The 24,458-nt window shown below is 35.3% G+C and carries 25 protein-coding genes and 1 tRNA gene; 16 read left to right on the forward strand and 10 right to left on the reverse strand.

Annotated elements, in window-relative coordinates; all coding sequences use genetic code 11:
* Positions 1–125 precede the first annotated feature (125 nt).
* Positions 126–1,292 (forward strand): methionine adenosyltransferase, encoded by a 1,167-nt coding sequence (metK, locus tag AAC388_RS10185; RefSeq protein WP_005069601.1) that lies wholly within the window; start codon positions 126–128, stop codon positions 1,290–1,292.
* 128 nt (positions 1,293–1,420) lie between these two features.
* Here metK and AAC388_RS10190 read toward each other — a convergent pair whose 3' ends face one another.
* Entirely contained in the window at positions 1,421–1,669 is a 249-nt protein-coding gene (locus AAC388_RS10190) for a hypothetical protein (protein WP_002121448.1), read from the reverse strand.
* Between the two features lie 259 nt (positions 1,670–1,928).
* Between AAC388_RS10190 and AAC388_RS10195 the strand changes: the two genes are divergently transcribed.
* Positions 1,929–2,120 carry a hypothetical protein gene (locus AAC388_RS10195; RefSeq protein WP_284090779.1) on the forward strand — a complete coding sequence of 64 codons (192 nt, stop codon included), beginning with the start codon at positions 1,929–1,931 and terminating at the stop codon, positions 2,118–2,120.
* A gap of 66 nt (positions 2,121–2,186) precedes the next feature.
* Here the strand turns inward: AAC388_RS10195 and AAC388_RS10200 are convergent, their stop codons facing one another.
* Positions 2,187–2,744 carry an FxsA family protein gene (locus AAC388_RS10200; protein WP_039760758.1) on the reverse strand — a complete coding sequence of 186 codons (558 nt, stop codon included), beginning with the start codon at positions 2,742–2,744 and terminating at the stop codon, positions 2,187–2,189.
* A 416-nt stretch (positions 2,745–3,160) separates the two neighbouring features.
* Between AAC388_RS10200 and AAC388_RS10205 the strand changes: the two genes are divergently transcribed.
* Positions 3,161–3,982, forward strand: a complete 822-nt coding sequence (locus tag AAC388_RS10205) for an OXA-213 family carbapenem-hydrolyzing class D beta-lactamase OXA-506 (protein ID WP_032007272.1) — start codon at positions 3,161–3,163, stop codon at positions 3,980–3,982.
* A gap of 79 nt (positions 3,983–4,061) precedes the next feature.
* Here the strand turns inward: AAC388_RS10205 and AAC388_RS10210 are convergent, their stop codons facing one another.
* Both AAC388_RS10210 and AAC388_RS10215 read right to left on the reverse strand, forming a co-directional pair.
* Positions 4,062–4,607 (reverse strand): GNAT family N-acetyltransferase, encoded by a 546-nt coding sequence (locus AAC388_RS10210; protein ID WP_284090778.1) that lies wholly within the window; start codon positions 4,605–4,607, stop codon positions 4,062–4,064.
* A complete protein-coding gene (locus AAC388_RS10215; RefSeq protein ID WP_017482298.1) occupies positions 4,604–5,197 on the reverse strand; it encodes an XRE family transcriptional regulator in 594 nt (197 codons plus the stop codon). The genes AAC388_RS10210 and AAC388_RS10215 overlap by 4 nt, the downstream gene beginning before the upstream one ends.
* Before the next feature lie 198 nt (positions 5,198–5,395).
* Between AAC388_RS10215 and ruvC the strand changes: the two genes are divergently transcribed.
* Positions 5,396–5,941 (forward strand): crossover junction endodeoxyribonuclease RuvC, encoded by a 546-nt coding sequence (gene ruvC / locus AAC388_RS10220; protein WP_002121356.1) that lies wholly within the window; start codon positions 5,396–5,398, stop codon positions 5,939–5,941.
* A gap of 4 nt (positions 5,942–5,945) precedes the next feature.
* Here the strand turns inward: ruvC and AAC388_RS10225 are convergent, their stop codons facing one another.
* Positions 5,946–7,406 (reverse strand): NAD(P)H-hydrate dehydratase, encoded by a 1,461-nt coding sequence (locus AAC388_RS10225; RefSeq protein ID WP_337077991.1) that lies wholly within the window; start codon positions 7,404–7,406, stop codon positions 5,946–5,948.
* Between the two features lie 26 nt (positions 7,407–7,432).
* Here AAC388_RS10225 and queG point away from each other — a divergent pair, with 26 nt between their 5' ends.
* Together queG and bioB are read left to right on the forward strand one after the other, a co-directional pair.
* Positions 7,433–8,533, forward strand: a complete 1,101-nt coding sequence (queG, locus tag AAC388_RS10230) for a tRNA epoxyqueuosine(34) reductase QueG (RefSeq protein WP_206215985.1) — start codon at positions 7,433–7,435, stop codon at positions 8,531–8,533.
* A gap of 87 nt (positions 8,534–8,620) precedes the next feature.
* Positions 8,621–9,610, forward strand: a complete 990-nt coding sequence (bioB, locus tag AAC388_RS10235; protein WP_005069622.1) for a biotin synthase BioB — start codon at positions 8,621–8,623, stop codon at positions 9,608–9,610.
* Positions 9,611–9,658: 48 nt separating this feature from the next.
* Here the strand turns inward: bioB and AAC388_RS10240 are convergent, their stop codons facing one another.
* Together AAC388_RS10240 and AAC388_RS10245 are read right to left on the reverse strand one after the other, a co-directional pair.
* Positions 9,659–9,871, reverse strand: coding sequence for a hypothetical protein (locus AAC388_RS10240; RefSeq protein WP_014206557.1), 213 nt, complete (start codon positions 9,869–9,871; stop codon positions 9,659–9,661).
* A gap of 63 nt (positions 9,872–9,934) precedes the next feature.
* Positions 9,935–10,285 (reverse strand): hypothetical protein, encoded by a 351-nt coding sequence (locus tag AAC388_RS10245; protein ID WP_262461209.1) that lies wholly within the window; start codon positions 10,283–10,285, stop codon positions 9,935–9,937.
* 409 nt (positions 10,286–10,694) lie between these two features.
* Here AAC388_RS10245 and AAC388_RS10250 point away from each other — a divergent pair, with 409 nt between their 5' ends.
* The 5 genes from AAC388_RS10250 to AAC388_RS10270 all read left to right on the forward strand — a co-directional run bounded on the left by AAC388_RS10250 (position 10,695) and on the right by AAC388_RS10270 (position 16,436).
* Positions 10,695–11,267 (forward strand): fimbrial protein, encoded by a 573-nt coding sequence (locus tag AAC388_RS10250; protein WP_276123815.1) that lies wholly within the window; start codon positions 10,695–10,697, stop codon positions 11,265–11,267.
* A gap of 73 nt (positions 11,268–11,340) precedes the next feature.
* Positions 11,341–12,084, forward strand: coding sequence for a fimbria/pilus periplasmic chaperone (locus AAC388_RS10255; protein ID WP_342370546.1), 744 nt, complete (start codon positions 11,341–11,343; stop codon positions 12,082–12,084).
* 140 nt (positions 12,085–12,224) lie between these two features.
* Positions 12,225–14,681: a fimbria/pilus outer membrane usher protein gene (locus AAC388_RS10260; protein ID WP_342371571.1), complete on the forward strand. Its 2,457-nt coding sequence runs from the start codon at positions 12,225–12,227 to the stop codon at positions 14,679–14,681.
* Entirely contained in the window at positions 14,678–15,697 is a 1,020-nt protein-coding gene (locus AAC388_RS10265; RefSeq protein WP_032003489.1) for a fimbrial protein, read from the forward strand. Before AAC388_RS10260 ends, AAC388_RS10265 begins: the two co-directional genes overlap by 4 nt.
* 559 nt (positions 15,698–16,256) lie before the next feature.
* The gene (locus AAC388_RS10270; RefSeq protein WP_057070710.1) at positions 16,257–16,436 is read left to right on the forward strand and encodes a hypothetical protein; all 180 of its coding nucleotides are present in this window, start codon (positions 16,257–16,259) and stop codon (positions 16,434–16,436) included.
* Between the two features lie 54 nt (positions 16,437–16,490).
* On the opposite strand, the gene AAC388_RS10275 is transcribed toward AAC388_RS10270, so the two are convergent.
* Entirely contained in the window at positions 16,491–17,342 is an 852-nt protein-coding gene (locus AAC388_RS10275; RefSeq protein WP_282463093.1) for a LysR family transcriptional regulator, read from the reverse strand.
* A 94-nt stretch (positions 17,343–17,436) separates the two neighbouring features.
* Between AAC388_RS10275 and AAC388_RS10280 the strand changes: the two genes are divergently transcribed.
* The 3 genes from AAC388_RS10280 to AAC388_RS10290 all read left to right on the forward strand — a co-directional run bounded on the left by AAC388_RS10280 (position 17,437) and on the right by AAC388_RS10290 (position 20,725).
* On the forward strand, positions 17,437–18,366 hold the full coding sequence (locus tag AAC388_RS10280) for a DMT family transporter (RefSeq protein WP_342370547.1): 930 nt from the start codon (positions 17,437–17,439) through the stop codon (positions 18,364–18,366).
* A gap of 237 nt (positions 18,367–18,603) precedes the next feature.
* The gene (locus tag AAC388_RS10285) at positions 18,604–19,068 is read left to right on the forward strand and encodes a hypothetical protein (RefSeq protein ID WP_342370548.1); all 465 of its coding nucleotides are present in this window, start codon (positions 18,604–18,606) and stop codon (positions 19,066–19,068) included.
* A gap of 241 nt (positions 19,069–19,309) precedes the next feature.
* Complete coding sequence (locus AAC388_RS10290) at positions 19,310–20,725, forward strand: cytosine permease (RefSeq protein ID WP_032034789.1); 1,416 nt, start codon at positions 19,310–19,312, stop codon at positions 20,723–20,725.
* Between the two features lie 66 nt (positions 20,726–20,791).
* Here the strand turns inward: AAC388_RS10290 and AAC388_RS10295 are convergent, their stop codons facing one another.
* On the reverse strand, positions 20,792–21,229 hold the full coding sequence (locus AAC388_RS10295; RefSeq protein WP_342371572.1) for a PACE efflux transporter: 438 nt from the start codon (positions 21,227–21,229) through the stop codon (positions 20,792–20,794).
* Positions 21,230–21,318: 89 nt separating this feature from the next.
* On the opposite strand from AAC388_RS10295, the gene AAC388_RS10300 reads away from it, so the two are divergent.
* Complete coding sequence (locus AAC388_RS10300) at positions 21,319–22,203, forward strand: LysR family transcriptional regulator (protein WP_342370549.1); 885 nt, start codon at positions 21,319–21,321, stop codon at positions 22,201–22,203.
* Positions 22,204–23,317: 1,114 nt separating this feature from the next.
* Positions 23,318–23,394, forward strand: a tRNA-Ile gene (locus tag AAC388_RS10305).
* 169 nt (positions 23,395–23,563) lie between these two features.
* Here the strand turns inward: AAC388_RS10305 and AAC388_RS10310 are convergent.
* Positions 23,564–24,427, reverse strand: coding sequence for an iron-containing redox enzyme family protein (locus AAC388_RS10310; RefSeq protein ID WP_005076370.1), 864 nt, complete (start codon positions 24,425–24,427; stop codon positions 23,564–23,566).
* Positions 24,428–24,458 lie beyond the last annotated feature (31 nt).

Here is a 24,458-nt window from a genome sequence, read left to right on the forward strand (position 1 = left end):
CACTTATCAATTAAAACACACTATAAATGAAATAAATTCATGCTTTTTAGTCAGTATGAACTGGTCCTCAAGCTCAAGTCGATGTAACATATTATGTCTTTTGAAATAACCAAGATAGGACTTTCATGCGCGAGTACGCTGTTTTTACCTCGGAATCTGTAAGCGAAGGTCATCCCGATAAAATGGCCGACCAAATTAGCGACGCTATTTTGGATGCAATCTTAAAAGAAGACCCATACGCACGTGTTGCTTGTGAAACACTGGTAAAAACAGGCGCTGTTGTACTTGCTGGTGAAGTAACAACGACTGCTAATATTGATGTTGAAGCTGTTGTTCGTAATACTGTTAACGGTATTGGTTATCACCACTCTGATCTTGGCTTTGATGGATCAACGTGTGCTGTAATCAATATGATTGGTAAACAATCTCCTGAAATTGCTCAAGGTGTAGACCGTCAAAAACCAGAAGATCAAGGTGCTGGTGACCAAGGCCTAATGTTCGGTTATGCAAGCCGTGAAACAGACGTGCTTATGCCTGCGCCGATTTCTTATGCTCACCGCTTAATGGAGCGTCAAGCTGAACTTCGTCGTTCAGGTGCCCTTCCATGGTTACGCCCAGATGCAAAAAGCCAAGTTACTTTTGCCTATGAAAATGGCAAACCTGTACGTCTAGATGCTGTTGTTTTATCTACTCAGCACGATCCTGAAATTTCTCAAAGCCAGCTTAAAGAAGCAGTTATTGAAGAAATTATCAAACCGATCATCCCTGCTGAAATGTTCCATGCAGCTACTAAGTTCCACATTAACCCAACAGGTATGTTCGTTATTGGCGGCCCTGTAGGTGACTGTGGTTTAACGGGTCGTAAAATTATTGTTGATACATACGGCGGTATGGCTCGTCACGGCGGTGGTGCTTTCTCTGGTAAAGATCCATCTAAAGTTGACCGTTCTGCTGCTTATGCTGGTCGTTATGTTGCAAAAAATATTGTAGCCGCTGGTCTTGCTGACAAATGTGAAATTCAAGTGAGTTACGCAATTGGTGTAGCAGAACCTACTTCGATTTCAATTAATACCTTTGGTACAGCAAAAGTTTCTGATGAGTTGATTATTCAACTTGTACGTGATCATTTCGATTTAAGACCGTTTGGTATTACTCGTATGTTGGATCTTCTTCAACCAATGTACAAACAAACTGCGGCTTATGGTCATTTTGGTCGCGAAGGTTCCGACTCTGCATTTACTTGGGAAAAAACTGATAAAGTTGATGCCCTTAAAGATGCTGCTGGCCTTTAAAATAAAATCGTAAAAAAGCCCGCCATTGAGCGGGCTTTTTTATTTATAGTTCAAATTTTATGGTATGCAGGGTTTAATCTTCTAGCAATCATCCTTGACGCCATATCTTTTGTAGCTGTAATCAAAATCTATTGTCTTGTCGTTTTATCATCCTGATTTAATACATCCAGTAAAGTTGACTGCGTTGGAGTATCTTGATGGTTCTGGATATAAATATGGACAACTTTAAATACAACGACAACAGCTAGACAAGCCATCACACAAAACATCCATAAGCCATACGGGCTTCGAATATGTTGTGAACCACAATATGGACATGATTTATCAGTCGATGCCACAACTTTGTCGCAACACGCACAATGGTATTGATATAGCATAGGTAACCCTCCTTCCCTCATTTCAACCGTTGTTGTTTTAATAGGTTTGCTACATTTTTTAATTTATACATCCTTTATATTTATCCTATGTGAAATGAATAGATAATTCAATCTGGATGAACAATTGAGTCAATTAAAAAATATTAATTAAAAACATATATATAAGTTAAATATTATTTTTATAGGACTATTTTTCTTATTTTGATATTTTGCCAAATTTGTTAAAATAAGCAAATAATCTCACATTTTAGGCAAATGCATGTCACATACAAAGCTCATTAATAAAGGTGGCTTTCGCGAACGAGCCAACCGAAGCCGAGGTTATCAACAATCTGAGAATAAGCAAACAGCCTTAGCTTCAAACAAATACCAACCTCAAACAAAACCACAAGAAAGCCCAACTGAATTGGCTCAAACAGATTCTGTTGTGACTGAACATCTAACTAAATAATTTATATCTTCTTAAAATAAAAAAGGCCTAAACTTTAGAGGTTTAGGCCTTTAGATAAGGTATTTATTAATCCTTATTTTTATGTTCAATTTTCTTGTGATCTGGAGTGACTTCTCGCGCTTCTCCGTCAATAATGCTTGAATCACGGTATTGACCTTGGCTACCACCACCTTGTTGATTCTGCATATCTTGCATTTGGCGCATTAGATCAGCAAATGGATTTTGCCCACCCATATTACCGCCCATCATTTTATCCATCATAGCTTGTTGGCGTTTTGCAAGAGTTCTCATGGCTATATTACGGAAAGCAGTTTGAACACCAGGGATCAAAATTAAAACCGCTAACACATCAGAAACAAGGCCTGGCAACATTAATAAGAAACCTGCAAAAGCATAAGCAAGTTTTTTAGTTACTGTTGGGTCATTACCGAGTTGGCCAGTCATCTGCATTTGCTGTAATTGAGGCATAATACCAGCAGTACTTCTGCGAATAAGCCCCAAACCAATAAAGAAAGCAAGAATGAACCAAAAGAACACATACCATCCACTGATGAACTGTGCTACGCCAATCCATACGGCAATTTCAACAATCGCGCCCAGAACTACAATAAGAAGTAAATTCATGTAAAACTTTATCTATCTCAAAAAGAAAATTCATTGCAGTTTATTTGCCCCAACCCTATCGAAACAGCCAGAGTCTGCAATACTAGAGTACATTTGATTTTAACTCGATAAAAACAAACATGCTTTATTATTAATGAGTGCTGTATCAAGTTTATCAAGTGCGACTTCAATTAGATTTTAATTTTTTTACTCTAGTTAAACGAAAAGTCCTTCAAGAAAGCAGTTTTTTAGTCTAGTTGAAAACTTAGGTTCTTAGAAAAATTGGATATATTCCTTTATTTATATAGTTGTTTTATAAAATTTAAAAAAGTAGTGCATAGATATAGAATTTCCTAAATAACTTACATTTTCTCTATCTAAAAGTACCTCTATTCAAGTTAAATTAAAGAATAATTCTTTTAAACCCACATAAACTCATGACTAAAAAAGCTCTTTTCTTTGCCATTGGTACGATGTTTTTGTCGGCATGTTCTTTTAATACCGTACAACAACATCAAATACAGTCAATTTCTACCAATAAAAACTCAGAGAAAATTAAATCATTGTTTGATCAAGCACAAACTGAAGGTGTTTTAGTTATAAAACGTGGGCAAACAGAGGAAATCTATGGCAATGATCTTAAAAGATCATCAACTGAATATGTTCCCGCCTCTACCTTTAAAATGTTAAATGCTTTGATTGGACTTGAGCATCATAAAGCAACACCAACTGAAGTGTTTAAATGGGATGGGCAAAAGCGTTTGTTTCCTGATTGGGAAAAGGACATGACTCTAGGCGATGCGATGAAAGCTTCTGCTATTCCAGTTTATCAGGAACTAGCTCGACGAATTGGCCTTGATCTTATGTCTAAAGAGGTAAAACGCATTGGTTTCGGTAATGCTGATATTGGTTCAAAAGTAGATGATTTTTGGCTTGTTGGTCCACTTAAAATTACACCTCAACAAGAAGCCCAGTTTGCTTATGAACTAGCCCATAAAACTCTTCCTTTTAGCAAGAATGTGCAAGAACAAGTTCAATCTATGCTGTTCATAGAAGAAAAAAATGGACGGAAAATTTATGCCAAAAGTGGTTGGGGATGGGATGTGGAGCCTCAAGTGGGCTGGTTAACAGGCTGGGTCGTTCAACCTCAAGGAAAAATTGTAGCGTTCTCACTCAATTTAGAAATGAAAAAAGGCATACCTAGTTCTATTCGAAAAGAAATTGCTTATAAGGGATTAGAGCAGCTAGGTATTTTATAATTTGGACTTTATAGCCCAGCTTATATTCATCCTTATAAACTGGGTTATTTTAAAACTTGAAATTTGAAAACCTTATTATTTATCCGTCAACTGGGGTATGTGGTGTATTTAAATTTAACTGATAGAAAGCAGCATCTAACCATTGACCAAACTTAAAACCGACTTGCTTAAAAGTACCTGCATGAATAAAGCCCATTTTTTCATGTAAACCGATACTTGCTTGGTTGGTTGCATCAATACAGCCTATCAATACATGTAAGTCTGCCTCTTGAGCACGCTTAATCAATTCTTGCATTAAAATTTTGCTTAATCCGCCGCCACGATGTTCATGATGAATATAAATACTATGTTCGATCGTATATTTATAGGCAGGAAAAGCTCTAAAAGTTCCCCAACTTGCAAAACCTAATAACTTGTTTGTCTCATCTACAATACCAATTACAGGAAAATCATTTTCTCTTTTAACCCCGAACCAGTTTTTCATCGACTCTTCAGAGCGCGGCAAATAGTCATACAAAGCAGTAGAATTGATAATTGCTTCATTCAAAATATCTAATATAGCCTTTGCATGTGTAGCTTCATGACAATCGATTAAACGTAAATTTGGATTAAGATTTTTAATCATGAAGATTCCTTAAGAATAGAGACGAGCTCATTACATACAACTAAAATATATCGAGCAGCTTTAGAAGAAGGATTGCTATATATGATCGGTTGATCTAATTGCATCGCCAAACAATCCCCCTCTTGTAAAGCATAAAAGTTTTCACCCAATTGAATATCAATTTGCCCCTCTATTACCCAAATTTGCTGTAATACAACTTTAGAATTCGTACTTGTTTCATAAGTAACTCGAGATTGAGCTGGAAATTCAATTTCAACGATCTGAAATGGAGATTTCCAATTTGGAGGCGAAACTTGACGGCGAATATATCCCGTTTCTGGATCTTTCCATTCTGCTTGTTGAGTACGCCGTACCATAGGTTGAGGCGATTGAGTATTCTGGGGCGAATCAAATAGCTGAGTCAAAGGCACCCCTAAACCATTTGCTAGCTTTTCAAGAACAACAGCTGTAGGGCTCGCTTCTCCTCTTTCAATGAGTGAAATTGCAGAACGGCTTACCTGACATCGACTAGCAAGAATATCTAGGGTATATCCACGCGCTAGACGTATTTCACGCACTTGCTGCGCAATGCGGATATTAATATCTTCCATCTACCGATAAACTTTAATTCCAAAATTATAGATAAGTATTCCACTAAAATAGAATTACATCAAATGATTTTAAAGATATAAATTGGTTCGATAAAAAACCGAAAAATAACCATTCAGCGCAGCATTCTTTAAATTACGCATGCAGAACCTTTTTGGCTATGTAACAATACTCTCTAAACTATTTATATAAGTCTTCACATGGCATTGATTATTGGTATTGATCCGGGTTCACGCTTAACAGGTTATGGAATCATTGAAAAAGATGGTAGTAAACTACGTTTTGTTGATGCCGGTACAATCCGAACAGAAACTCAAGAAATGCCAGAACGCTTAAAACGTATTTTTGCTGGCGTTGAGCGAATTGTGAAATTCCATGGTCCAACTGAAGCTGCGGTTGAGCAAGTCTTCATGGCTCAAAACCCAGACTCTGCCTTAAAACTAGGACAAGCCCGTGGTGCTGCCATAGCCGCATTAGTTAATTTAGATTTACAAGTTGCAGAATATACTGCTCGTCAAATTAAACAGTCAGTGGTTGGTTATGGCGCTGCCGATAAAGAACAAGTCCAAATGATGGTCATGCGATTACTTAATTTGACTATTAAACCTCAATCCGACGCAGCCGATGCCCTTGCTGCTGCTATCTGCCATGCACATGCATCGGGAAGTATGAGCAAACTGTCTGTTTTAAATGCTTTAGGTGGTATGGCACGTGGACGCAGTCGTTCTAGCAGTCGTAGACGTTAAAAATTTATTGATTTACAATCTGAGTAATTGCTTCATTCATTTGGTAGGCCTGTAAACCACGCATACCATGTTTTGCAAGTTGATCACCAGCCTGAGCATGAAGGGTAACAATCTCATGTAATGCAATACCTTTGTGGAACTGAGCTTTTAAGCTTGTAATCATTCCTGCTAATACATCCCCCATTCCACCCGTTCCCATTCCAGCATTACCTTGCGTACAGATATACAAATTATCTTCTAAAATTAAGCTACCCGCTCCTTTAAGTACCCACTGGCCTGCATATTTTTGTTGTAAGGCATAAATTGCAGCAATTCGGTCATTTTCAATTTGCGCTGTAGAGCAACCAAGTAAAGTAGCAGCTTCTCCAGGATGAGGTGTGGCATAAATATGTGTATTTAACTTTTCAGGCTGTTTAGCCAGAAACCATAAAGCATCTGCATCTAAAACAATTTCTAAGCGTGTACTTTGATTTAACAAATTAAACCATTGTTGGTAAATCTGCTTTGCCCAATCGTCACGGCCTAATCCCATTCCAAAGCATATTGCATCGATCTGAGATAGAATCTCTTTAATATTGTTTTCATCTAAAGCATTAATATCACGAAGCATAATATTAGGTGCCCGCGACAAAATGGCCTGATGATGGTTGCGATGACAAACCACTGTCACTTTGCCTGCACCTGCATGAAAGGCAGCTTCAGCAGCCATAATGACTGCTCCACCCATTTGCTCATGTCCACCAATCACTAAAACATGCCCGTAGCTTCCCTTATGCCCAAATGCCATACGCTGAGGAAGTTTAATGTTTGTGAGTGACAAATAAGCTAAGGGTTTCAACTCGTTGTCTATAGGAATTAGACTAACTAAACGAACTTGTCCCGCATATTCTTTTCCTTGTCCTGTAAATAATCCAGCTTTAAGTCCTAAAACAGTAAAGGTATGATCAGCTCTCACTGCGCAAGGTAAGACTTGCCCTGTATTTGCTTGTAACCCGCTAGGTATATCAACTGAAATTTTTAGACCAGATTGTTCATTAAACTTTTGAATTACTTGTTGCCAATCTATATTTAATTCTCGGTTTAAACCTATGCCAAATAAAGCATCAATATGACAATCAAATGTTCTTTTAATATCAAAATTTGGATGAATTTGGGCTTTCATTTCTCTAGCAAATTGCGCTGCACAATGTAAATCGGTTGACTCACCCAATTGAGCCGCAAATATTTCAACCTGAAATCCAGCTTGTTTAAGGTAACTTGCTATAAAGTAACCATCACCTGCGTTATTGCCTTCTCCGCACCAAATAGCAATATTCTTAATAGCCCGATCGTTAAAAAGCTCAATAAGTTGCTGGGCAATTGACCAAGCCGCTTGCTGCATTAAACCTAAGGAGGAGTTTTGCGCAGCAAACCAGCGCCGCTCCCATGCTCGAATATCATCGCTATGGTAAACTACCGCCTGCATATTATTATCCTCTTGCATTTTGGTTTATGACATCTTCCGACACATCACGCATTACAGTGCAACAAATTGATCCACATGAATTAAAAGCATGGATCAAAGCTCAAGCATTAGACTTGGGTTTTGCTGATTGTGTCATCGCAAAACCAGATGCTCAAGAGCAAATGCCACGTTTTTTAGAGTATCTTGAACGTGGTTATCATGCAGACATGACCTATTTAGAAGAAAATCTAGAAAAGCGAGCTGATCCAACACTATTAGTGCCTGGTACAAAAAGTATTATTTGTGTCCGCATGAATTATCTTGTGGAATCTCCAAAGCCTCGATATGTACCTTTAGAGCCTAATTCTGCCATTATCGCCCGCTATGCACGTGGCCGTGATTACCATAAAGTCATGCGTGGTAGATTGAAAACCCTAGCAACACGAATTCGTGAAAAAGTTGGTGACTTTGAATCTCGTCCTTTTGCAGATTCGGCGCCTATTTTTGAAAAATCATTAGCTGAAAGTGCTGGAATGGGTTGGACAGGTAAACACACTTTGCTCATTCATAAAAAGTCAGGTTCTTTTTTCGTATTAGGTGAGCTATTTACGTCACTCGATTTACCTTTCGACGAGCCTGCAACAGCACATTGTGGTTCTTGTAGCGCTTGTATTGATATTTGCCCGACGCAAGCAATTGTCGAGCCTTACATGCTAGATGCAAGACGTTGTATTGCTTATTTAACTATCGAATATAAAGGAATTATTGCTGAAGAATTACGTGCAGGTATTGGAAACCGAATATTTGGTTGTGATGACTGCCAGTTAATTTGTCCTTGGAATAGCTTTGCCAAAACAGCATCTATTACTGATTTTAATCCTAGACATGGATTAGATAATATTAGTCTACTTGACATCTGGCAGTGGGATGAAGCCACTTTTTTAGCCAATACGGAAGGTAGCCCTATCCGCCGCACAGGTTATCAATCATTTAAACGTAATATTGCAATCGGATTAGGAAATGCTCCTTATTCAAAAGAAATTGTAGATCAACTACAAAATGGCAAAAATTTACATGACGAAATCGTCAATGTGCATATTGATTGGGCAATTGAACAGCAACTTAATCAACTTCAGCTATCAAATTAAAAAAATGATGTTTTTTGCCCTATAGCTTTAATACGAATTCTGTATGATTATGTATAGTGAATTAATGCCATCATCATGGATATGACAATGACTCTACGTAATGATTGGAATCGTGAAGAAATCCAAGCTTTATATGAACAACCTTTTTTGGATTTAGTTTTCAAGGCTCAACAAGTACATCGTGAGCACTTCACTGCCAATTCAATTCAGGTCAGTACCCTTTTATCTATTAAAACGGGTAAATGTCCTGAAGATTGCAAATACTGCTCACAATCGGCACATTACGAATCAAAACTAGAAGCAGAAAAACGTATTGCTGTTGAAAAAGTGATTAGTGAAGCGAAAGCTGCAAAAGATTCAGGTTCTTCACGTTTTTGTATGGGTGCTGCTTGGCGTAACCCACATGAGCGCGATATGCCTTATGTTTTAGAAATGGTACGCGAAGTTAAAGCATTAGGTATGGAAACCTGTATGACTTTAGGGATGCTTAACCAATCTCAAGCAGAACGCCTAAAAGTTGCTGGTTTAGATTACTACAACCACAATTTAGATACATCTCGTGAGTATTATTCTCACATCATTAGTACTCGTACTTTTGATGACCGTTTAAATACCCTTGATTATGTTCGTCAAGCTGGTATGAAAGTTTGTAGTGGCGGTATTGTGGGTTTAGGCGAAAGTCGTGAAGACCGAATTGGTTTATTACATGAACTAGCTACCCTACCAATTCATCCTGAATCTGTGCCAATCAATATGCTTGTTCCTATTGAAGGAACACCTTTAGCTGATGTTGAAAAGCTTGATGTTATTGAGTGGATTCGTACTATTGCTGTGGCGCGTATTATCATGCCGCATAGTTATATCCGTCTCTCTGCTGGCCGAGAATCATTAAGTGATTCAGACCAAGCATTAGCATTTATGGCGGGTGCAAACTCATTATTCTCTGGTGATAAACTACTAACCACACCAAATGCCGGTGAAGGTAAAGACCAAGCTTTATTTAATAAACTAGGTTTAACGGCTGAAAAACCAAAGCCAACAGTTGCTGATTTATCAGTAGATGCAATGAGTGCTTAACTCAAATTAGAAAATTTAAAAGCCCTGATTATTCAGGGCTTTTTTCATTTATATAGAAGTTACTAATATTCCGTAAGTAGCATTCAGAAAGGTTCCGACTCGAATAATATCTTTTCCTGCTGCATGTGTTACTGTGAATTCTTGGTTCAACACATCAAAATTAAAAGAATCAAAAACATCTTGATGGTGTAAAAGCCAAGTCACTGTATCTGCTACATTTTCATCCGCAATATAAGTTAAGGCCTTGAAGTCTTTACTCATAAATAACTCTTAAAAATAAATTTTATGAATTTTATATGAGTTCACTCTACCTTAAAAGAAAATCTAAGCTGCTTTAGGATTTACTAACGAATGACCTGATAATAGACTTGACAAGGCTTGAGGTGTAAATTCTAAAGAAAGTACATGATTTTTGAGATTGACTGAATGCTTGCTAATTAATGGAAGTAAGCCATCTTCTGTTTCAAAGACATATTCATCTGCAATATTTAAGATACCTTCAAGGTTTGTCGTACTTGAAGCAAGATCATGGCTAAAGATGTCATAAATCGTTTGCAAGTTAAACGTTGTTTGCTGCTCCGTCGGATGCTTGATGAGATAATCCTTTAAAAATAAAACTAATTTATGAGCAAAGAAAAAGTAATTAGGTTTATAGCTATACTTCATAGTATTCATGGAACTGAACTCCAGATTATCTTTTATTGAATTACAACTAAAACAGTAGGAATTGAACCTTAAAAAATTCTTAAAAAATTAAATATATTTATAAGATACACACAAAACAATTTTATCATTTAAAAACAATGGCTTAATCAAAAATATTAAATATATATTATCTTAAATATTTTAAAATTTCATTAATTCAATAGAATACAATTACTTAGATATTACTAATTTTTAAATTCTATTTTAAATAGAAACTAACCAATTATTTTACCAACTGATAAAAAATATTTTTTTTAATTTTTATTAATAAAAATAATTGATCAAAATATATATAAATATAATGTTTTTCTTGTTTTTTGATTGAAAAGTGTTATATTTCCTTCGCCTTACTTAATCAGAATAAACTTACTGAAAAGTAATGGATTTTATTTTAAAAAGCTATTCTGGGGATTTTATGAAAAAATTTATTTTAGTGGCGGCAGTTTCTCTTTTAAATATAGCAAATGCACAAGCAGCAGATGGCACAATTACTATTAATGGTCTTGTCACGGATAATACTTGTACTATTGATACTGGAGATAAAAATTTAACAATCAATTTGCCTACTGTTTCATCTCAAACCTTAAAAAATGCTGGTGATGTAGCTGGTCGCACACCTTTTCAAATTAATTTAACGAACTGTGCCGCTGCAGGTAAAGTCGCAACTTATTTTGAACCAGGCGCAACCGTTGACTTTAATACGGGTCGTTTATTAAACCAAGCAACCTCTGGTGCAGCAACAAATGTAAATATTCAGTTACTTGGCAGTAATAACGCTGTAATTCCTGTACTTGCTACAAGCACAAATGAAACTCAAACGAATTCACAATGGGTAAATGTTTCAGCAGGCGGTAGTGCTGATCTTAACTATTATGCCGAATATTATGCTACAGGTGCTTCTACTGCTGGTACGGTAACATCACAAGTAAAATATACGATCATTTATCAATAAACTTAAAATTGAAGCTTCTATTCATGAATAGAAGCTATCTCCTTCCTATTATTTGTTATTGAGAATATGACTGATGCTTTTTCGTGGTCGTAAATTTTTTTGGGGATTAGTTTGTCTGCAAGTAGCGCTCACTACTACAGGTCATGCTGAGATTGTTTTACATGGTACTCGTGTCATTTATCCTTCAAATGCCCGTGAGATCACATTACAACTGAGTAATAACGGCACGGCCCCGTCTCTTGCTCAAGCATGGATCGATGATGGAAATGCAAAGTCAACACCAGATGAAACAAATGTACCTTTCATTATTACTCCACCAATTTCAAGAGTAGAAGCAACTAAGGGGCAAACCTTAAGGATTACAGCGTTGCCTACTACATCTCAACTAAGCCAACAACAAGAATCTATTTTTTGGCTTAATGTTTTAGATATCCCTCCTAAACCTGAAGGGAGAACTCAACAAGGTCAAACCACAACAACCTCTAACAATTTTTTGCAACTCGCTGTTCGTTCGCGAATTAAATTTTTTTACCGCCCTATAGATCTAAAAGAAAATATTGATCAACTAAGTGACAAAGTCGAGTGGAAAATAAATGATCAATATCTAATGATAAAAAATCCGACACCTTTTTTTCTTACCATTACCTCCATTTTTCAAGGAAGTGAAGGCCATAAAACAGACTTATTGCAACAAGGCTTAATGATTGCCCCTTATTCAGAGGATAAAATTAAACTAAAAAATAAAAACTTAGCAGTTATGAGCTTTGTGTATATCAATGATTACGGTGGACGAGTTGAGCACCCAATAAAATTCTAACCTCATTGTATTACTTAAAAAAAATTTAAAACCTATCATGAATAGGCTCTAGAACTATGTCTAAATGGTTTATACCTTATATATGTTTAAAAAGCCCCTTTACTTGGCATGTCGTCTCAAGTATTACGCTATTCATGCCTATGGCTATATATGCTGAAAATACTAGTGATGTTCCACATTTTACAAAGGCTGAATTTGATAGCAATTTCTTAGTAGGTAATGCACAAAAAATTGATATAGCTCGTTTCAAATACGGCAACCCGATCTTGCCTGGTGAATATAGCTTAGATGTTTATATTAATGGTCAATGGCTGGGTAAACGGCGTATGCGATTTACTGCCTCAGCTCCTAACACAAATGCTGAAACATGTTTTACAGAAGCCACGTTGCTTGAATATGGCGTAAAAGCTGATGTTCTAAGTCAACATGACTCTAATTCATCTCTTTCATGTAAAGTTCTCGCTTCATGGATAGATAGTGCTTTTTATGTATTTGATAGTTCCCGTTTAAGAATTGATATTTCGATCCCGCAAGTCGTCTTAGAAAAAAATCCGCAAGGCTATATCGATCCACATTTGTGGGATCGCGGTATTAATGCAGCTTTTTTAAGCTATAACGCCACAGCATATCGAATAGTCAATGAACAACATGAAAATAGTTATGCTTTTATGGGAACCAATCTTGGAGCAAATTTAGCAAGTTGGCAGTTTCGCCATAATGGACAATGGAAATGGCAAAGCCAATCTAATTCTCAATCTAATAATTCTTCTTATACCTCGACAAATACATATGTACAAAAGGCATTTTCCGATATCCATGGTGTTGTTACTTTAGGAGATTATTTTACTAATAGCGATTTTATTGACTCTTTGCCCTATCGTGGAATGAATATTTCAAGTGATGACCGAATGCTTCCAAATAGCATGCTCGGTTATGCTCCAAGAGTTCGAGGTTATGCCAAAACCAATGCAAAAGTCGAAGTTAGACAACAAGGTAATTTAATTTACCAGACCACCGTTCCACCTGGGAACTTTGAAATTAATGATCTCTATCCCACAGGATTTGGAGGTGAGTTACAAGTTTCGGTACTTGAATCTAATGGAGTAGTTCAAAAATATTCTATTCCATATGCTTCTGTAATTGAAATGCTACGTCCTCAAATGAGCCGATATTCATTCACCTTAGGACAATTTCGAGACCCAAACATTAAGTTAACTCCATGGCTAATACAGGGTAAATATCAACGCGGAATCAACAATTACCTTACAACTTATAGCGCAATTCAAGGAACGCAGCAGTATTTCTCTGTATTGTTAGGTACAGCTTTTTCAACGCCTATTGGCGCTATTTCTTTTGATGCAACACATTCAAATACCAATTTTTCCCATCAACCTAAAATGACAGGGCAAAGTTATCGTCTAAGTTACAATAAATTATTTTCTCCAACACATACTAACCTAACACTAGCAACTTATCGTTATTCAACACAAAACTATCTCAAGCTACGTGATGCAATTTTAATTCGGGACTTACAAGAGCAAAATATTGATAGTTTTTCGGTAGGTAAGCAAAAAAGTGAATTCCAGATTAATTTAAATCAAGTTCTTCCAAATCAATGGGGAAATTTCTATTTAATAGGTTCGTGGACAAACTATTGGAACCAGCCTACTACTAATAAGCAATTCCAATTAGGCTATAGCAACCAATTTAAAGATTTAACTTATAGTTTCTCTGCAATTAATAGTGAAACTATTGAAGCTGGTGGGCGAGCTAACCAAGATACTCAATACCTCATTTCTCTATCCTTCCCCTTAGATTTTAAGAAAAGCTCTTTAAATTTTAATAGTCTTATAAGTGAAGATAGCCAAATTCTGAGTTTTAGCGGTTTTACAGGAAACCGGTTGAATTACGGCGCATCAATTTCCAGTCAAAACCATGGTCAAACGAATCTCAATATCAATGGCAACTATAAGACAAACTACACAACATTAGGTGCTTCATTTAGTTACGCTGACTCATATCAACAAGAAATGCTTAACTTGAGTGGCAATATCGTTGCTCACCCCCAAGGAATTCTGTTTGGTCCAGATCAAGCTCAAACAATGGTTTTAGTTTATGCACCAGATGCAACAGGAGCACAAGTCGGTAATACACCAGGCCTCAGCATAAACAAAAATGGATATGCGGTTATCCCCTATGTTACGCCTTACCATATGAATGACATTAGCCTTGATCCGCAAAACATGTCCACACAGGTTGAGCTAGCTGAAAGTAGCTTACGTATTGCTCCCTATGCAGGCTCAATCACTAAAGTTCAATTCACAACAAAAAAAGGTTACGCACTTTTTATCAGCCCAACCACTTTAGATGGCTCACATTTACCTTTTGCCGCACAGGTATATAACCAAAATAACGAAGTGATAGGTATTGTTGCGCAAGGCAACCGTATTTATTTACGAACCCCCTTAACCCATGACCTTTTATATGTGAAATGGGGAGAAAGGAGTACTGAAAAATGCGAACTTGAATACGATATCACGGATCAAATAAAGCATAACAATCAATCAATTATTATGACAAAGGCAGTCTGTAAATGAATAAGATTTTAAAAAAAATTGGATTTTTGGCAGTGAGTCTATTTGCTTATAGCCATACAAATGCAAATTGTAATTTAAGTAAGGGATTTACCACCGTCGATATCCCGATGAACATTGGTAAAATCGTCGTAAAGCCGACTGACCCTATAGGGACTATCTTACAAAGGAATACTTTTACAATTTCTCCCAATAATTCCACTGCAACATGTAGTCGTGCTAGTGATCAAATTATTGCGGCTCTCCCCTTAAATTATCCAGTTAGCCCAATAGGTAATAATGTATATGCAACCAATATTCCCGGTATTGGTATTCGTCTTTATCGTGAAGCAGCAGATGCTTCAGATTTTTCTGGGTATTATCCATATAGACGTACTTTAACCCCAAATACTGCATATACCCTTTCACCAGGATATTTTGTTATGGAAGTTATTAAAACATCCATGACCACAGGTTCAGGAGCATTAGTAGCAGGACGTTACAGCACCTATTATGTATCAGGTCAACAAAACCGACCATTTTTAACTACTACAGTATTAAGTAATGCTCCTATTCTGATCGCGTCTTCATCGTGTGAAATTCAAAATGGTGTAGATATACCTATTCAACTCCCGACTGTTACAAAGTCAGGTTTTAAAGCGATTGGTTCAACACAAGGTGAGCAGAGTTTTAATCTATCGATTTTATGTAATGGCGGTGAAAACAACTCGGGTATAGCAACAAGTAACACCATCAGCTTAAGTTTTGACTATAATTCTGATCCCACAAATAATCAGGTCATTAATAATAGTGCATCAAACTCAACCAAAGCCAATGGTGTCGGTGTAGAACTATTATGGAATATGAATGGTGCCACTACCCCAATTCAAAAAACAATAAAACAAAATATAGGCACAGTCAGCTCTAATCAGACTATAGAGTACGATATTCCCTTAACTGCTCGTTACTATCAAACAGCGGCTAATGTAAGCGCGGGTGAGGTTACGGCAACAGCAACTGTAACTATTCAATATGATTAATTTGTCTCTAAAAATTTATTAAAAATAATTAAGCTTAGCTCAGCTAAATAATCTTAAAATTTAACGATTCAAAAATTTTGTAGTTATATTAAAAAGTCACATAAAAAAATGCTCATAAGCAAAAATAGCAAATGAGCATTAGTGATATACCACTTAACCTGAAATACAAATTGTGGGAAATAGATCACAATTTGCATAACTATAATTCCAAAATTTAGCTTAAAAATCAAGTCTTTTTTTTAACAAAAATTTAAATAATCACAGTAAGCTATTGTTTTATATTATTTAAAAAATTAAATTTATTTTTTACATTCCTATTTTATAGTGTTTCTAAAGAATTATCATTCTATTAATTAATAAAAACTTAATTTTAAGAAAAAAGAAAGAAATCGATATACATGACCTAAAAATAATTTATTTTATTTTTCAAAAGCTTAATAAAAAACGAATTTTATAGAATTATAAAGAATTACATAATCTATAATAAAAAAAACATAAATAAATTTAGAAATCCCCTTCAATTACAAACAATATTCTTAGGCTTTTATCAGAACGTAACATGCTCATTTTTTGGAAAATATTATGTATTGTTTTACTAAGTCTAGGAGCTATAAGTATAGGTTACGCGATCAGTAAAATTGATCTTTTTCTTTTCCTCATAGGACTACTTTTACTAATATCTTTTATTTTAGCTTTAAAACAGGCACGTGAAGATGCAGGCTTTTTTTCTGATAACTAGATGAAAACCACTTTGATATAATTATCTATATTCACCTTGTTTATTAAAGAAAATTTATATTTTGAAAGGCTCGAAGCAGCTTACTAGAAAATCCATTACTGCACGTATTGCAGGGCTATGCCGTAAATCTTCGTGTGTGACTAACCATATTTCAGCACTCATCGGATAATCATCTTGTAATCTGACCAAATTACTAAGAGCTCCTAAAAAATCTGGTAAGACCGCTAAACCAATTTCCCCACATGCAGCTCTCCACTGTAACTCGGGATTATTAGTAACCATTATAGGTTCTTTATGATTTAACCTTTCTTTTAACTTTTGCTGTTTTTGACCATGCACTCCCCCCACTTCTACACTAATCCAATCATAATTTTCAGGATCTGTTGAAGCTAAATAATTTGGACCTGCATATATTCCAAAAGGTATTTCACCTACTTTTCGAGCAACTAAATTTTCATCTTTGGGACGTCCAAATCGTACCGCAATATCAGCCTCACTATGCTGTAAAGAAACATAATGAACATCACCGAGCACCCGTAATTTTAATTGCGGATAATGGCGATAAAATTTACACAAATGGGGCATGATGAGATGTGCAGCAGTTAAAGGGGGCATACTAATAGAAACACTTCCTATTACTTCTTGCTGACCTGCTTGTGTTAAACGTTCAATAGAAAAAGTTTCTTCCATCATACGAGCAACTACTTGTGCAAGACGTTCCCCATCAGGAGTCAGAATGTATGTCCGTGGCCTACGATCAACTAATTTAAGTTTTAAATTTTGTTCTAGCTGGGCAATTCTTCTAGACACGGTTGCATGGTCTACTCCCAATTTTCTGGCAGCAGCGGAAAGAGACTTTTCTTCGGTAAAAACTGAAAAGTAATGCAAATTTTCCCAATCAATCATTGTGCAAATTTTCACATTAGAAGTGTATTAATATGGAATTGTACACCTTTATAGATTTGTCGAGAATAAAACCTTTCTTAATGGGAGCCTGTCCATGAACAGAACGGTGGCTTATGCCTATGCTGGTGTTGTCTTAACGATGTTTTTTTGGGGATCAGCATTTAATGCAATGTCTTATATTATTCAACATATGCCCCCGTTATCTGCTGCGTCTGAACGTTTTTTTATTGCAAGTCTAGGCTTACTCTTAATCTTTTCAATAACACGCCAGCTTAGATGGGCAACCTTAAGACAGAATCTAGTAATCTATTTGATTATTGGTATTATCGGAATTGCGGGTTTCAACATCGGCTGTTTTTATGGACTTCAAACCACATCAGCTGTTAACGGTGCTTTGATTATGGCAACCACGCCATTAATGACTCTATTAATGACAATCCTTTTAGATGGTGAAAAACTTACTACGAATAAATTCTTAGGCGTTTTATTTGGCTTAAGTGGCGTGTTACTGGTGATTAGTCAGGGACATATAACGACTTTGCTGCACCTCAAAATAGACATTGGAGATCTATTTATATTATTGGGCGCATTTGGATTTTGCTTAGCAAATGTACTGTCTCGCCGTTATGTAAAAAATGCTACTCCCTTAGAAACAACAACTTTTTCTATGTTGTTCGGGGCAATAACACTTGGTTTGTTGAGTGTGATATTTGAAGATCCTCTTACAGCAATTGCATCTGCACCTTTAAATGCACATTTAGCCATGGGATATGTTGTTATCTGCTCTACCATGATTGCTTATTTATTCTGGTTTAATGGTATACAAAAGTTAGGTGCTGGTCGTGCTTCTGTCTTTTTTAACTTTGTGCCAGTGTTCAGTATGATAATTGCTCTACTTACTGGACAAGCCCTCAATATCTGGCAGTTAGTAGGAACAGTTTTAGTGATGCTTGGTGTAATGAGTAGCGGAGGTTTTTTTAAAATTAAAAGCACTCCACTTATGGCAAAACATTGTACAAAATAAGAAATATGCTGCTACATTAAAAATCTATTCTTAATATGTAGCAGCATTTCAAATATATAAATTATTCCTCAACAATTTCTTTAAATTCTTATATTTTCAAAATATTTTTTTACAATTGTGATGGTTTATACAAAAGCTCATCTTAATTATTCCGTTGTAACAAATACTGTATGTTTCTTTAAAACTTAATAAAAGATTGCCATATATAGTTTTAAAACAACCAAAGGAGATATTAAAATGAAGCTGGATTTTACAACAATTGAAAAGCAAGCCAAATTGCTACAAGAAGAGCAAGAAAAGATCAAGCAACGTGATCATGAATTTCAAGTTGCTTTAGATAAACACAGAGAATCCCTAAAGAATTTATTTAAAGATCTTTTCTCTGACCGAGAAATTAAGACTGAAAATGGAGGTCACTTCTGTGTAACCTTCGGAGATTTCAAAATTTCCTTATTGATTGAAACTGCTAAATTTGAAAATGGCGTTCCTGTAAAATTAAACTCCGTAAATCCTGTTATTATTAAATGCAAGAAAGATAAGCCGATTGCAAAAGCACAGTTTACAGATGCAACCCAATATCTAGATAACCATTTAGACACTCCAAATTATCAGTATTATTTTAAGCAAGAAGATAAGACCCAACTGGTACAATTTTCTGAACTTCCCACTTATTTCCAACTAGTTTTAGACGCAAATGCATAAAATAGAGCCCTCTGCAGAGGGCTTTTTCATATATTATTTTTTTATCATTTAAATTTTAAAAAATAAAATTAGTCAAATACTTTTTCTACTTATCTATGAATTATTTAACTCAATTTTAACGTCCAATACTTCAAAAATATTTGATTCTTCTTAAAATTACTTGTATATACATGTTTATATTTGCTTATACAAATATGAATAAATAAGAATAGGATGGTTCTTAAAGGATAAGGAGAGTGAAATGGACTCATCGGCTGGGAAACCTAACAGTAGTTTTATAGAAAATCGAAGTATTGATTTTATTCCTGAAAATGAAAGACATGGCGGGGTATTTGCTCAATTCACCCTATGGTTCGGTGCCAACTTACAAATCACAGCCATTGTGACAGGCGCGCTAGCCGTTGTGTTAGGCGGAGATGTTTTTTGGTCTATTATCGGCTTATTAGTAGGACAATGTTTTGGTGCTGCCGTCATGGCACTGCATGCTGCCCAAGGTCCTAAACTTGGTCTCCCTCAAATGATTTCAAGCCGTGTGCAATTTGGGGTTTATGGCGCTTGTATTCCAATCATACTCGTTTGCCTTATGTATATTGGTTTTACCGCAACTGGAGAGGTATTAGCGGGTAAAGCAATTGCACATTTGGCACATGTCAGCAATACAACTGGTATCTTAATTTATGCAAGTTTAATCATTTTATTCGCAACGATTGGATACCGTTTAATCCATTTGGTAGGCAAAGTAGCCAGTATTATTGGTTTGATTGCTTTTGTGATTATTTTGACTCAGATCTTCGCACTTTCTGATTTTTCTGAACTCCTAGCAGTACGTCATTTCAGCTGGTCTTCATTCTTGTTAGCAGTTTCCCTTTCTGCTTCTTGGCAAATCTCTTTTGGTCCCTACGTTGCAGATTATTCTCGATATCTTCCAACTAAAACATCTTCATCTCGTGTTTTTTGGGCTGTCGGCTTAGGTTCTTTAATTGGCTCACAAATTTCTATGAGCTTAGGCGTTTTAATCGCTCAGGTTGCAAACGGCAATTTTGTCGGAAATGAAGTTCAATATGTTGTGGGTATGAACCCAATTGCCCTTGTCGTAACCTTTCTATATTTTAGTATCGCTTTTGGGAAAGTTACTCTAACGACCTTAAATGCCTATGGCAGTTTTATGTGTATTGCTACGATTTGGAATAGTTTCAAATCGACAAATCAAATCTCAAAAATAACAAGATTACTGATTGTCCTTGCTATGGTTGTAGTCTCAACCTTTATTGCAATTATAGGTGAACATACTTTTTTAAGCGCCTTTAAAGCATTTATTTTGTTTTTGCTTACCTTTTTTATTCCGTGGAGTGCCATTAATCTTGTTGATTACTACTTTATCTCTAAAGAAGAATGTGATGTAGATGCACTGTATGATCCAAATGGTAAGTATGGCCGTTGGAATCGGATTGGTATTACCTGCTACTTTCTAGGTATTTTGATTCAATTACCATTTATTGATAGTAAATTTTATACCGGACAAATTGCGGCAATGTTAGGAGGAATCGATTTATCATGGCTTGTAGGACTTATCTCTACTGCATTGATTTACTACATTTTCGCCAAGAAAGCTCAACTCAAGTTTTCAAAACAATTAGTGATTGATCAAATTAAATAATTGAACTAGATAAGCTATCAAAGTCGATCACCTTGATAGCTTATTAAAATTAAAATGATTTTACAGTTATTCTGCTAGCGCTTTAGCCTGTGCTGAAATAGGCAATCCAAATAACTTATCAAAGCTCCAATTAAATATAAAAGTATAGATAGGAATAATGATAATAAAGGCCACATCTAACCCAAAAGCAGCAATCAGGGAAATATCCATCCACCATGAAATAAGAGGAATTAAAAATAGAACCAAAGTAAGCTGAAAACCGATGGCATGTCCAACTCTACGCTTAACTGTACGGATATGACTGCTTTGTTTAGCTTCCCATTTCTCATATAAAATATTGTAGATAAAATTCCAAGTTACAGCGATGGTCGTAATCATGACAGATAGTGGCCCTGTATGTTCAACACTATCACCTGCCAAAATCGCTAACCCTACTGATGAAATAACCATTCCGATTATTTCATAGAAAGAAACATATACAATTCGACGCTTTATACCTTGCATAATCACTAAACTCTGCTTAATTCCTTATATTTTAATTTCAGTCAAAATCATATATAAAGTTAATAGCTTTCAATTCAGCTGATATCAAAATGAATTTTAACAGTGAAAATATTGAACTTTTCATAACCGTACTCGATACAGGTTCTTTCTCTGCGGCTGCTCGTAAACTAAATCGAGTCCCCTCAGCAGTAAGTATGGCCGTTGCAAATTTAGAAGCAGAATTGGGTTACACATTATTTGAACGAACTCCCCGAAAGGTCATTCCAACCGCCACAGCATTAGCCTTGGAACCTCAAGCACGGATCATTTCTGAACAACTTAGGCTATTTAGCACTCATGCACATGAACTTTCTTTAGGCCTTGAAAGTAAATTGCGTATTGGCGTTGTTTCTGATGTAAATACAAAATTATTATTCCATTCAATAAAGAAACTAGCCGATAAATTCCCTTTACTGAACATAGAAGTTATTACTGCTCCCCAAGACGACATTGTTAATTTACTTTATACGGAGCAAATCAGTCTTTGCTTAGCGGGTTCAGACCTCAATATAAAAATGCGCGAGAATCTACAATTGGTAATGACTGAAACAGTGGCGGCTACGATTTCTTCTAACCACGCTCTTCTACAAGATAGAACAAAGCAGTTTTCTATTGAGGAATTAATTAATATTAGACAAATTGTTGTGGCGAGTAGTGAGCATGAAATGAAAGATCCCCGTTCAATTATTGGTGCAATGTACTGGAAAACCAATAGCCTACAAACAGCAATTAATATGGTTGAAGCTGGACTTGGTTGGGGAAATTTTCCGTTATCACTAGTACAAGATAAAATTGATCAAGGTCACTTAGTCCTTTTAGATTTTAAAAATACAAAAAATCATTTACCTCTATCTATTTATTTAATTTGGCTCCAAGACCGCCCTTTACCTAAAGCAGCTAGAGAGTTAATTCAAATTATTCAAGAAAATTTATAAAACTTTATAGGATAGTTCTGAAAGTCTAAAGATTTTTTATAATTTTTATTCTTGTTAAATCTAGTTTATTTAAAGCTTAAGCTTATTACTCTGTACCATCTCTCTAAATACTACTAAAAACAAAAAGCCTACTTAGAAAGTAGGCCTCTTGTTGTATTTCAGGATTAAGCAATAATATTTTGTTTTGTAAAAAATACACTTATACTTTATTAAAACCAAGTGTTTTAGTCAAGAATAAAGCTTATAAGATACAAATATTTGTATTGTTGTGAAGACAATCACAATTTAGGTTTTATATAGAAAATACTTTAGAGAAGGAAAGATATTTTAATGATAAAAATTTCTATTACCGCCCTTAACAGCTTTTTTTAGAAAAACACAACAACACCTTAAGAAAAAGTATTATATTTTAATTAAATCTATTTGCATCAAAAAATATTGAATCCCTTTATTCGTTACTTTTATGTTTCATTATTAAAGTTGCTAACTTTATATCTCAGTGTTTACTTTTTAAGTTGAGTTTAAATTTTGACCTACTCTAAAAATTAATGATGCTATTTTCTAAAGTCATTTAGCCCTATTAGTCTATGTTCTTTACTATATAGACTAGAACTTATTTAGAGAATTATTGCAACTATTATTTTTCGAAAGATATAATTAAAAGACGATTTATTATATATCTAAAGCTTAATTACAATATGAAAATATTGAAACTTTTATATAGTATTTTTAATCTCCATTTATATTATCTTAAATAAATTTTTCTAATTCTATATTTTCACAACACACAAACAGCACATCTACAATCCCTGCTTATATTTTAAACAAAATTTATTTTATATAAATTAATGCCTCAAACTACAAATACAATTAAGTCATCGTCACAATAGATTGTTGGAATAAATTCTAATTGATCGATAAATAACTTCTCCCACTTTACTCTTGAACTACACATAAGCTAGAATCACTATCGCTTGAAATATTAACCAATAAGACACAATATTTTTGGGTTTAGTTTGCGTCTACTTCAGAAAATGACTTGTGTTTAATTAAAAAATTGATTAGTATTGCACGCACTGAAAAGCATTGAGATTAAAAGCTTTTCTGACTTATAGGGCCTATAGCTCAGTTGGTTAGAGCAGCGGACTCATAATCCGTTGGTCCACAGTTCAAGTCTGTGTGGGCCCACCAAATACCGAACCTCATAAACAAAAAGTTTATGGGGTTTTTTAATATATATCCAAATAGAATATGCTTTACTCTTATAAAAAATACTCAAAATTTAAATTTATTTTATCCCTAAATTTTAGATGTTTTAAAATACACTTACGTTCCGTACTAAATATCCATCTTTCATCTATTAAGCCAAGATTTGCTTTCGCATTGGCTCAGAATTCTCTAATTGTGTATCCCAGAACTTTTCCCATAAATCACAATACTCTAAGCACAATTTTTCAATATAGTTATAGTCTTCTTCTGTACAAGCTTGCATCAAGACATACCATAAATCTTCTTCATGATCGTCATCTGCTGCTTCGGCACTTTCATCCTCAGAGATACCATGTACATGATAATAACCACCACCCTCCACATCTAGACCAACTGCTTTAGTTGCTCTACGTAAAGGTGGACTATATAGAATGACTTCTTCCTCTGCGACTGCTAATAAGGCTGAAACAGCTTTATAGTCATCATAAGCATTTTCTAAAAATACTCTAACCTGATCTGCAATTTCAGTCGGATGATAAGTTAGACGATCTTGTTCTGTAATACCAAAATCATTCAATATATCTTCAAATAAGGGATAATGAGCATATTCAGGATTTCCCTGATAGTAGCCGTCTTTATCTAATCCTGGCCGAAATCCAAATTCATCAAAAATATTTAAACTTAAAAGAAAACGCGGGAACATTTTTGCACCAGCATGCAATCTCGGCTCTAATTGTTTAGTTTGAAATTGAGCCATGAGCAATGCATCAGTAAAAGTTTGCACAATTGCATGGCGATACTCTAAATGAATTTTTTTTAAATCTTCTTTATTAATTTCGCCATTATTTAAAGTATCGATTGCAGGATGATGAGATACAGGATGTTTCGCAATCTTTGCTCTTAATCGGGTCAAAAACTTTGAATTTTTTTCCCATAGTTCAGCTGAAATGCTTTGTTTCATCCCTGCGAGTGCTTTCTTTCTAGGATTATTAAAATTCTCAAATTTCTTAGGCATATCCGCTCTCATTAAACTTATTGAAGCATGA

Source organism: Acinetobacter sp. D009, from assembly GCF_038562025.1.
GTDB lineage: Bacteria > Pseudomonadota > Gammaproteobacteria > Pseudomonadales > Moraxellaceae > Acinetobacter > Acinetobacter pittii.

Excerpts from the sequence above, each read along its gene's own strand:
- AAC388_RS10270 (WP_057070710.1), top strand. The coding sequence starts at position 16,257 with ATGCTCATTTTTTGGAAAATATTATGTATTGTTTTACTAAGTCTAGGA.
- AAC388_RS10300 (WP_342370549.1), top strand. The coding sequence starts at position 21,319 with ATGAATTTTAACAGTGAAAATATTGAACTTTTCATAACCGTACTCGAT.
- ruvC (WP_002121356.1), top strand. The coding sequence starts at position 5,396 with ATGGCATTGATTATTGGTATTGATCCGGGTTCACGCTTAACAGGTTAT.
- AAC388_RS10245 (WP_262461209.1), bottom strand. The coding sequence starts at position 10,285 with ATGAATACTATGAAGTATAGCTATAAACCTAATTACTTTTTCTTTGCT.
- AAC388_RS10225 (WP_337077991.1), bottom strand. The coding sequence starts at position 7,406 with ATGCAGGCGGTAGTTTACCATAGCGATGATATTCGAGCATGGGAGCGG.
- AAC388_RS10190 (WP_002121448.1), bottom strand. The coding sequence starts at position 1,669 with ATGCTATATCAATACCATTGTGCGTGTTGCGACAAAGTTGTGGCATCG.
- AAC388_RS10255 (WP_342370546.1), top strand. The coding sequence starts at position 11,341 with ATGCTTTTTCGTGGTCGTAAATTTTTTTGGGGATTAGTTTGTCTGCAA.
- AAC388_RS10290 (WP_032034789.1), top strand. The coding sequence starts at position 19,310 with ATGGACTCATCGGCTGGGAAACCTAACAGTAGTTTTATAGAAAATCGA.
- AAC388_RS10310 (WP_005076370.1), bottom strand. The coding sequence starts at position 24,427 with ATGCCTAAGAAATTTGAGAATTTTAATAATCCTAGAAAGAAAGCACTC.
- AAC388_RS10295 (WP_342371572.1), bottom strand. The coding sequence starts at position 21,229 with ATGCAAGGTATAAAGCGTCGAATTGTATATGTTTCTTTCTATGAAATA.
- AAC388_RS10280 (WP_342370547.1), top strand. The coding sequence starts at position 17,437 with ATGAACAGAACGGTGGCTTATGCCTATGCTGGTGTTGTCTTAACGATG.
- AAC388_RS10205 (WP_032007272.1), top strand. The coding sequence starts at position 3,161 with ATGACTAAAAAAGCTCTTTTCTTTGCCATTGGTACGATGTTTTTGTCG.
- AAC388_RS10240 (WP_014206557.1), bottom strand. The coding sequence starts at position 9,871 with ATGAGTAAAGACTTCAAGGCCTTAACTTATATTGCGGATGAAAATGTA.
- AAC388_RS10200 (WP_039760758.1), bottom strand. The coding sequence starts at position 2,744 with ATGAATTTACTTCTTATTGTAGTTCTGGGCGCGATTGTTGAAATTGCC.
- AAC388_RS10275 (WP_282463093.1), bottom strand. The coding sequence starts at position 17,342 with ATGATTGATTGGGAAAATTTGCATTACTTTTCAGTTTTTACCGAAGAA.
- metK (WP_005069601.1), top strand. The coding sequence starts at position 126 with ATGCGCGAGTACGCTGTTTTTACCTCGGAATCTGTAAGCGAAGGTCAT.
- queG (WP_206215985.1), top strand. The coding sequence starts at position 7,433 with ATGACATCTTCCGACACATCACGCATTACAGTGCAACAAATTGATCCA.
- AAC388_RS10195 (WP_284090779.1), top strand. The coding sequence starts at position 1,929 with ATGTCACATACAAAGCTCATTAATAAAGGTGGCTTTCGCGAACGAGCC.
- bioB (WP_005069622.1), top strand. The coding sequence starts at position 8,621 with ATGACTCTACGTAATGATTGGAATCGTGAAGAAATCCAAGCTTTATAT.
- AAC388_RS10250 (WP_276123815.1), top strand. The coding sequence starts at position 10,695 with ATGGATTTTATTTTAAAAAGCTATTCTGGGGATTTTATGAAAAAATTT.
- AAC388_RS10265 (WP_032003489.1), top strand. The coding sequence starts at position 14,678 with ATGAATAAGATTTTAAAAAAAATTGGATTTTTGGCAGTGAGTCTATTT.
- AAC388_RS10260 (WP_342371571.1), top strand. The coding sequence starts at position 12,225 with ATGGCTATATATGCTGAAAATACTAGTGATGTTCCACATTTTACAAAG.
- AAC388_RS10210 (WP_284090778.1), bottom strand. The coding sequence starts at position 4,607 with ATGATTAAAAATCTTAATCCAAATTTACGTTTAATCGATTGTCATGAA.
- AAC388_RS10285 (WP_342370548.1), top strand. The coding sequence starts at position 18,604 with ATGAAGCTGGATTTTACAACAATTGAAAAGCAAGCCAAATTGCTACAA.
- AAC388_RS10215 (WP_017482298.1), bottom strand. The coding sequence starts at position 5,197 with ATGGAAGATATTAATATCCGCATTGCGCAGCAAGTGCGTGAAATACGT.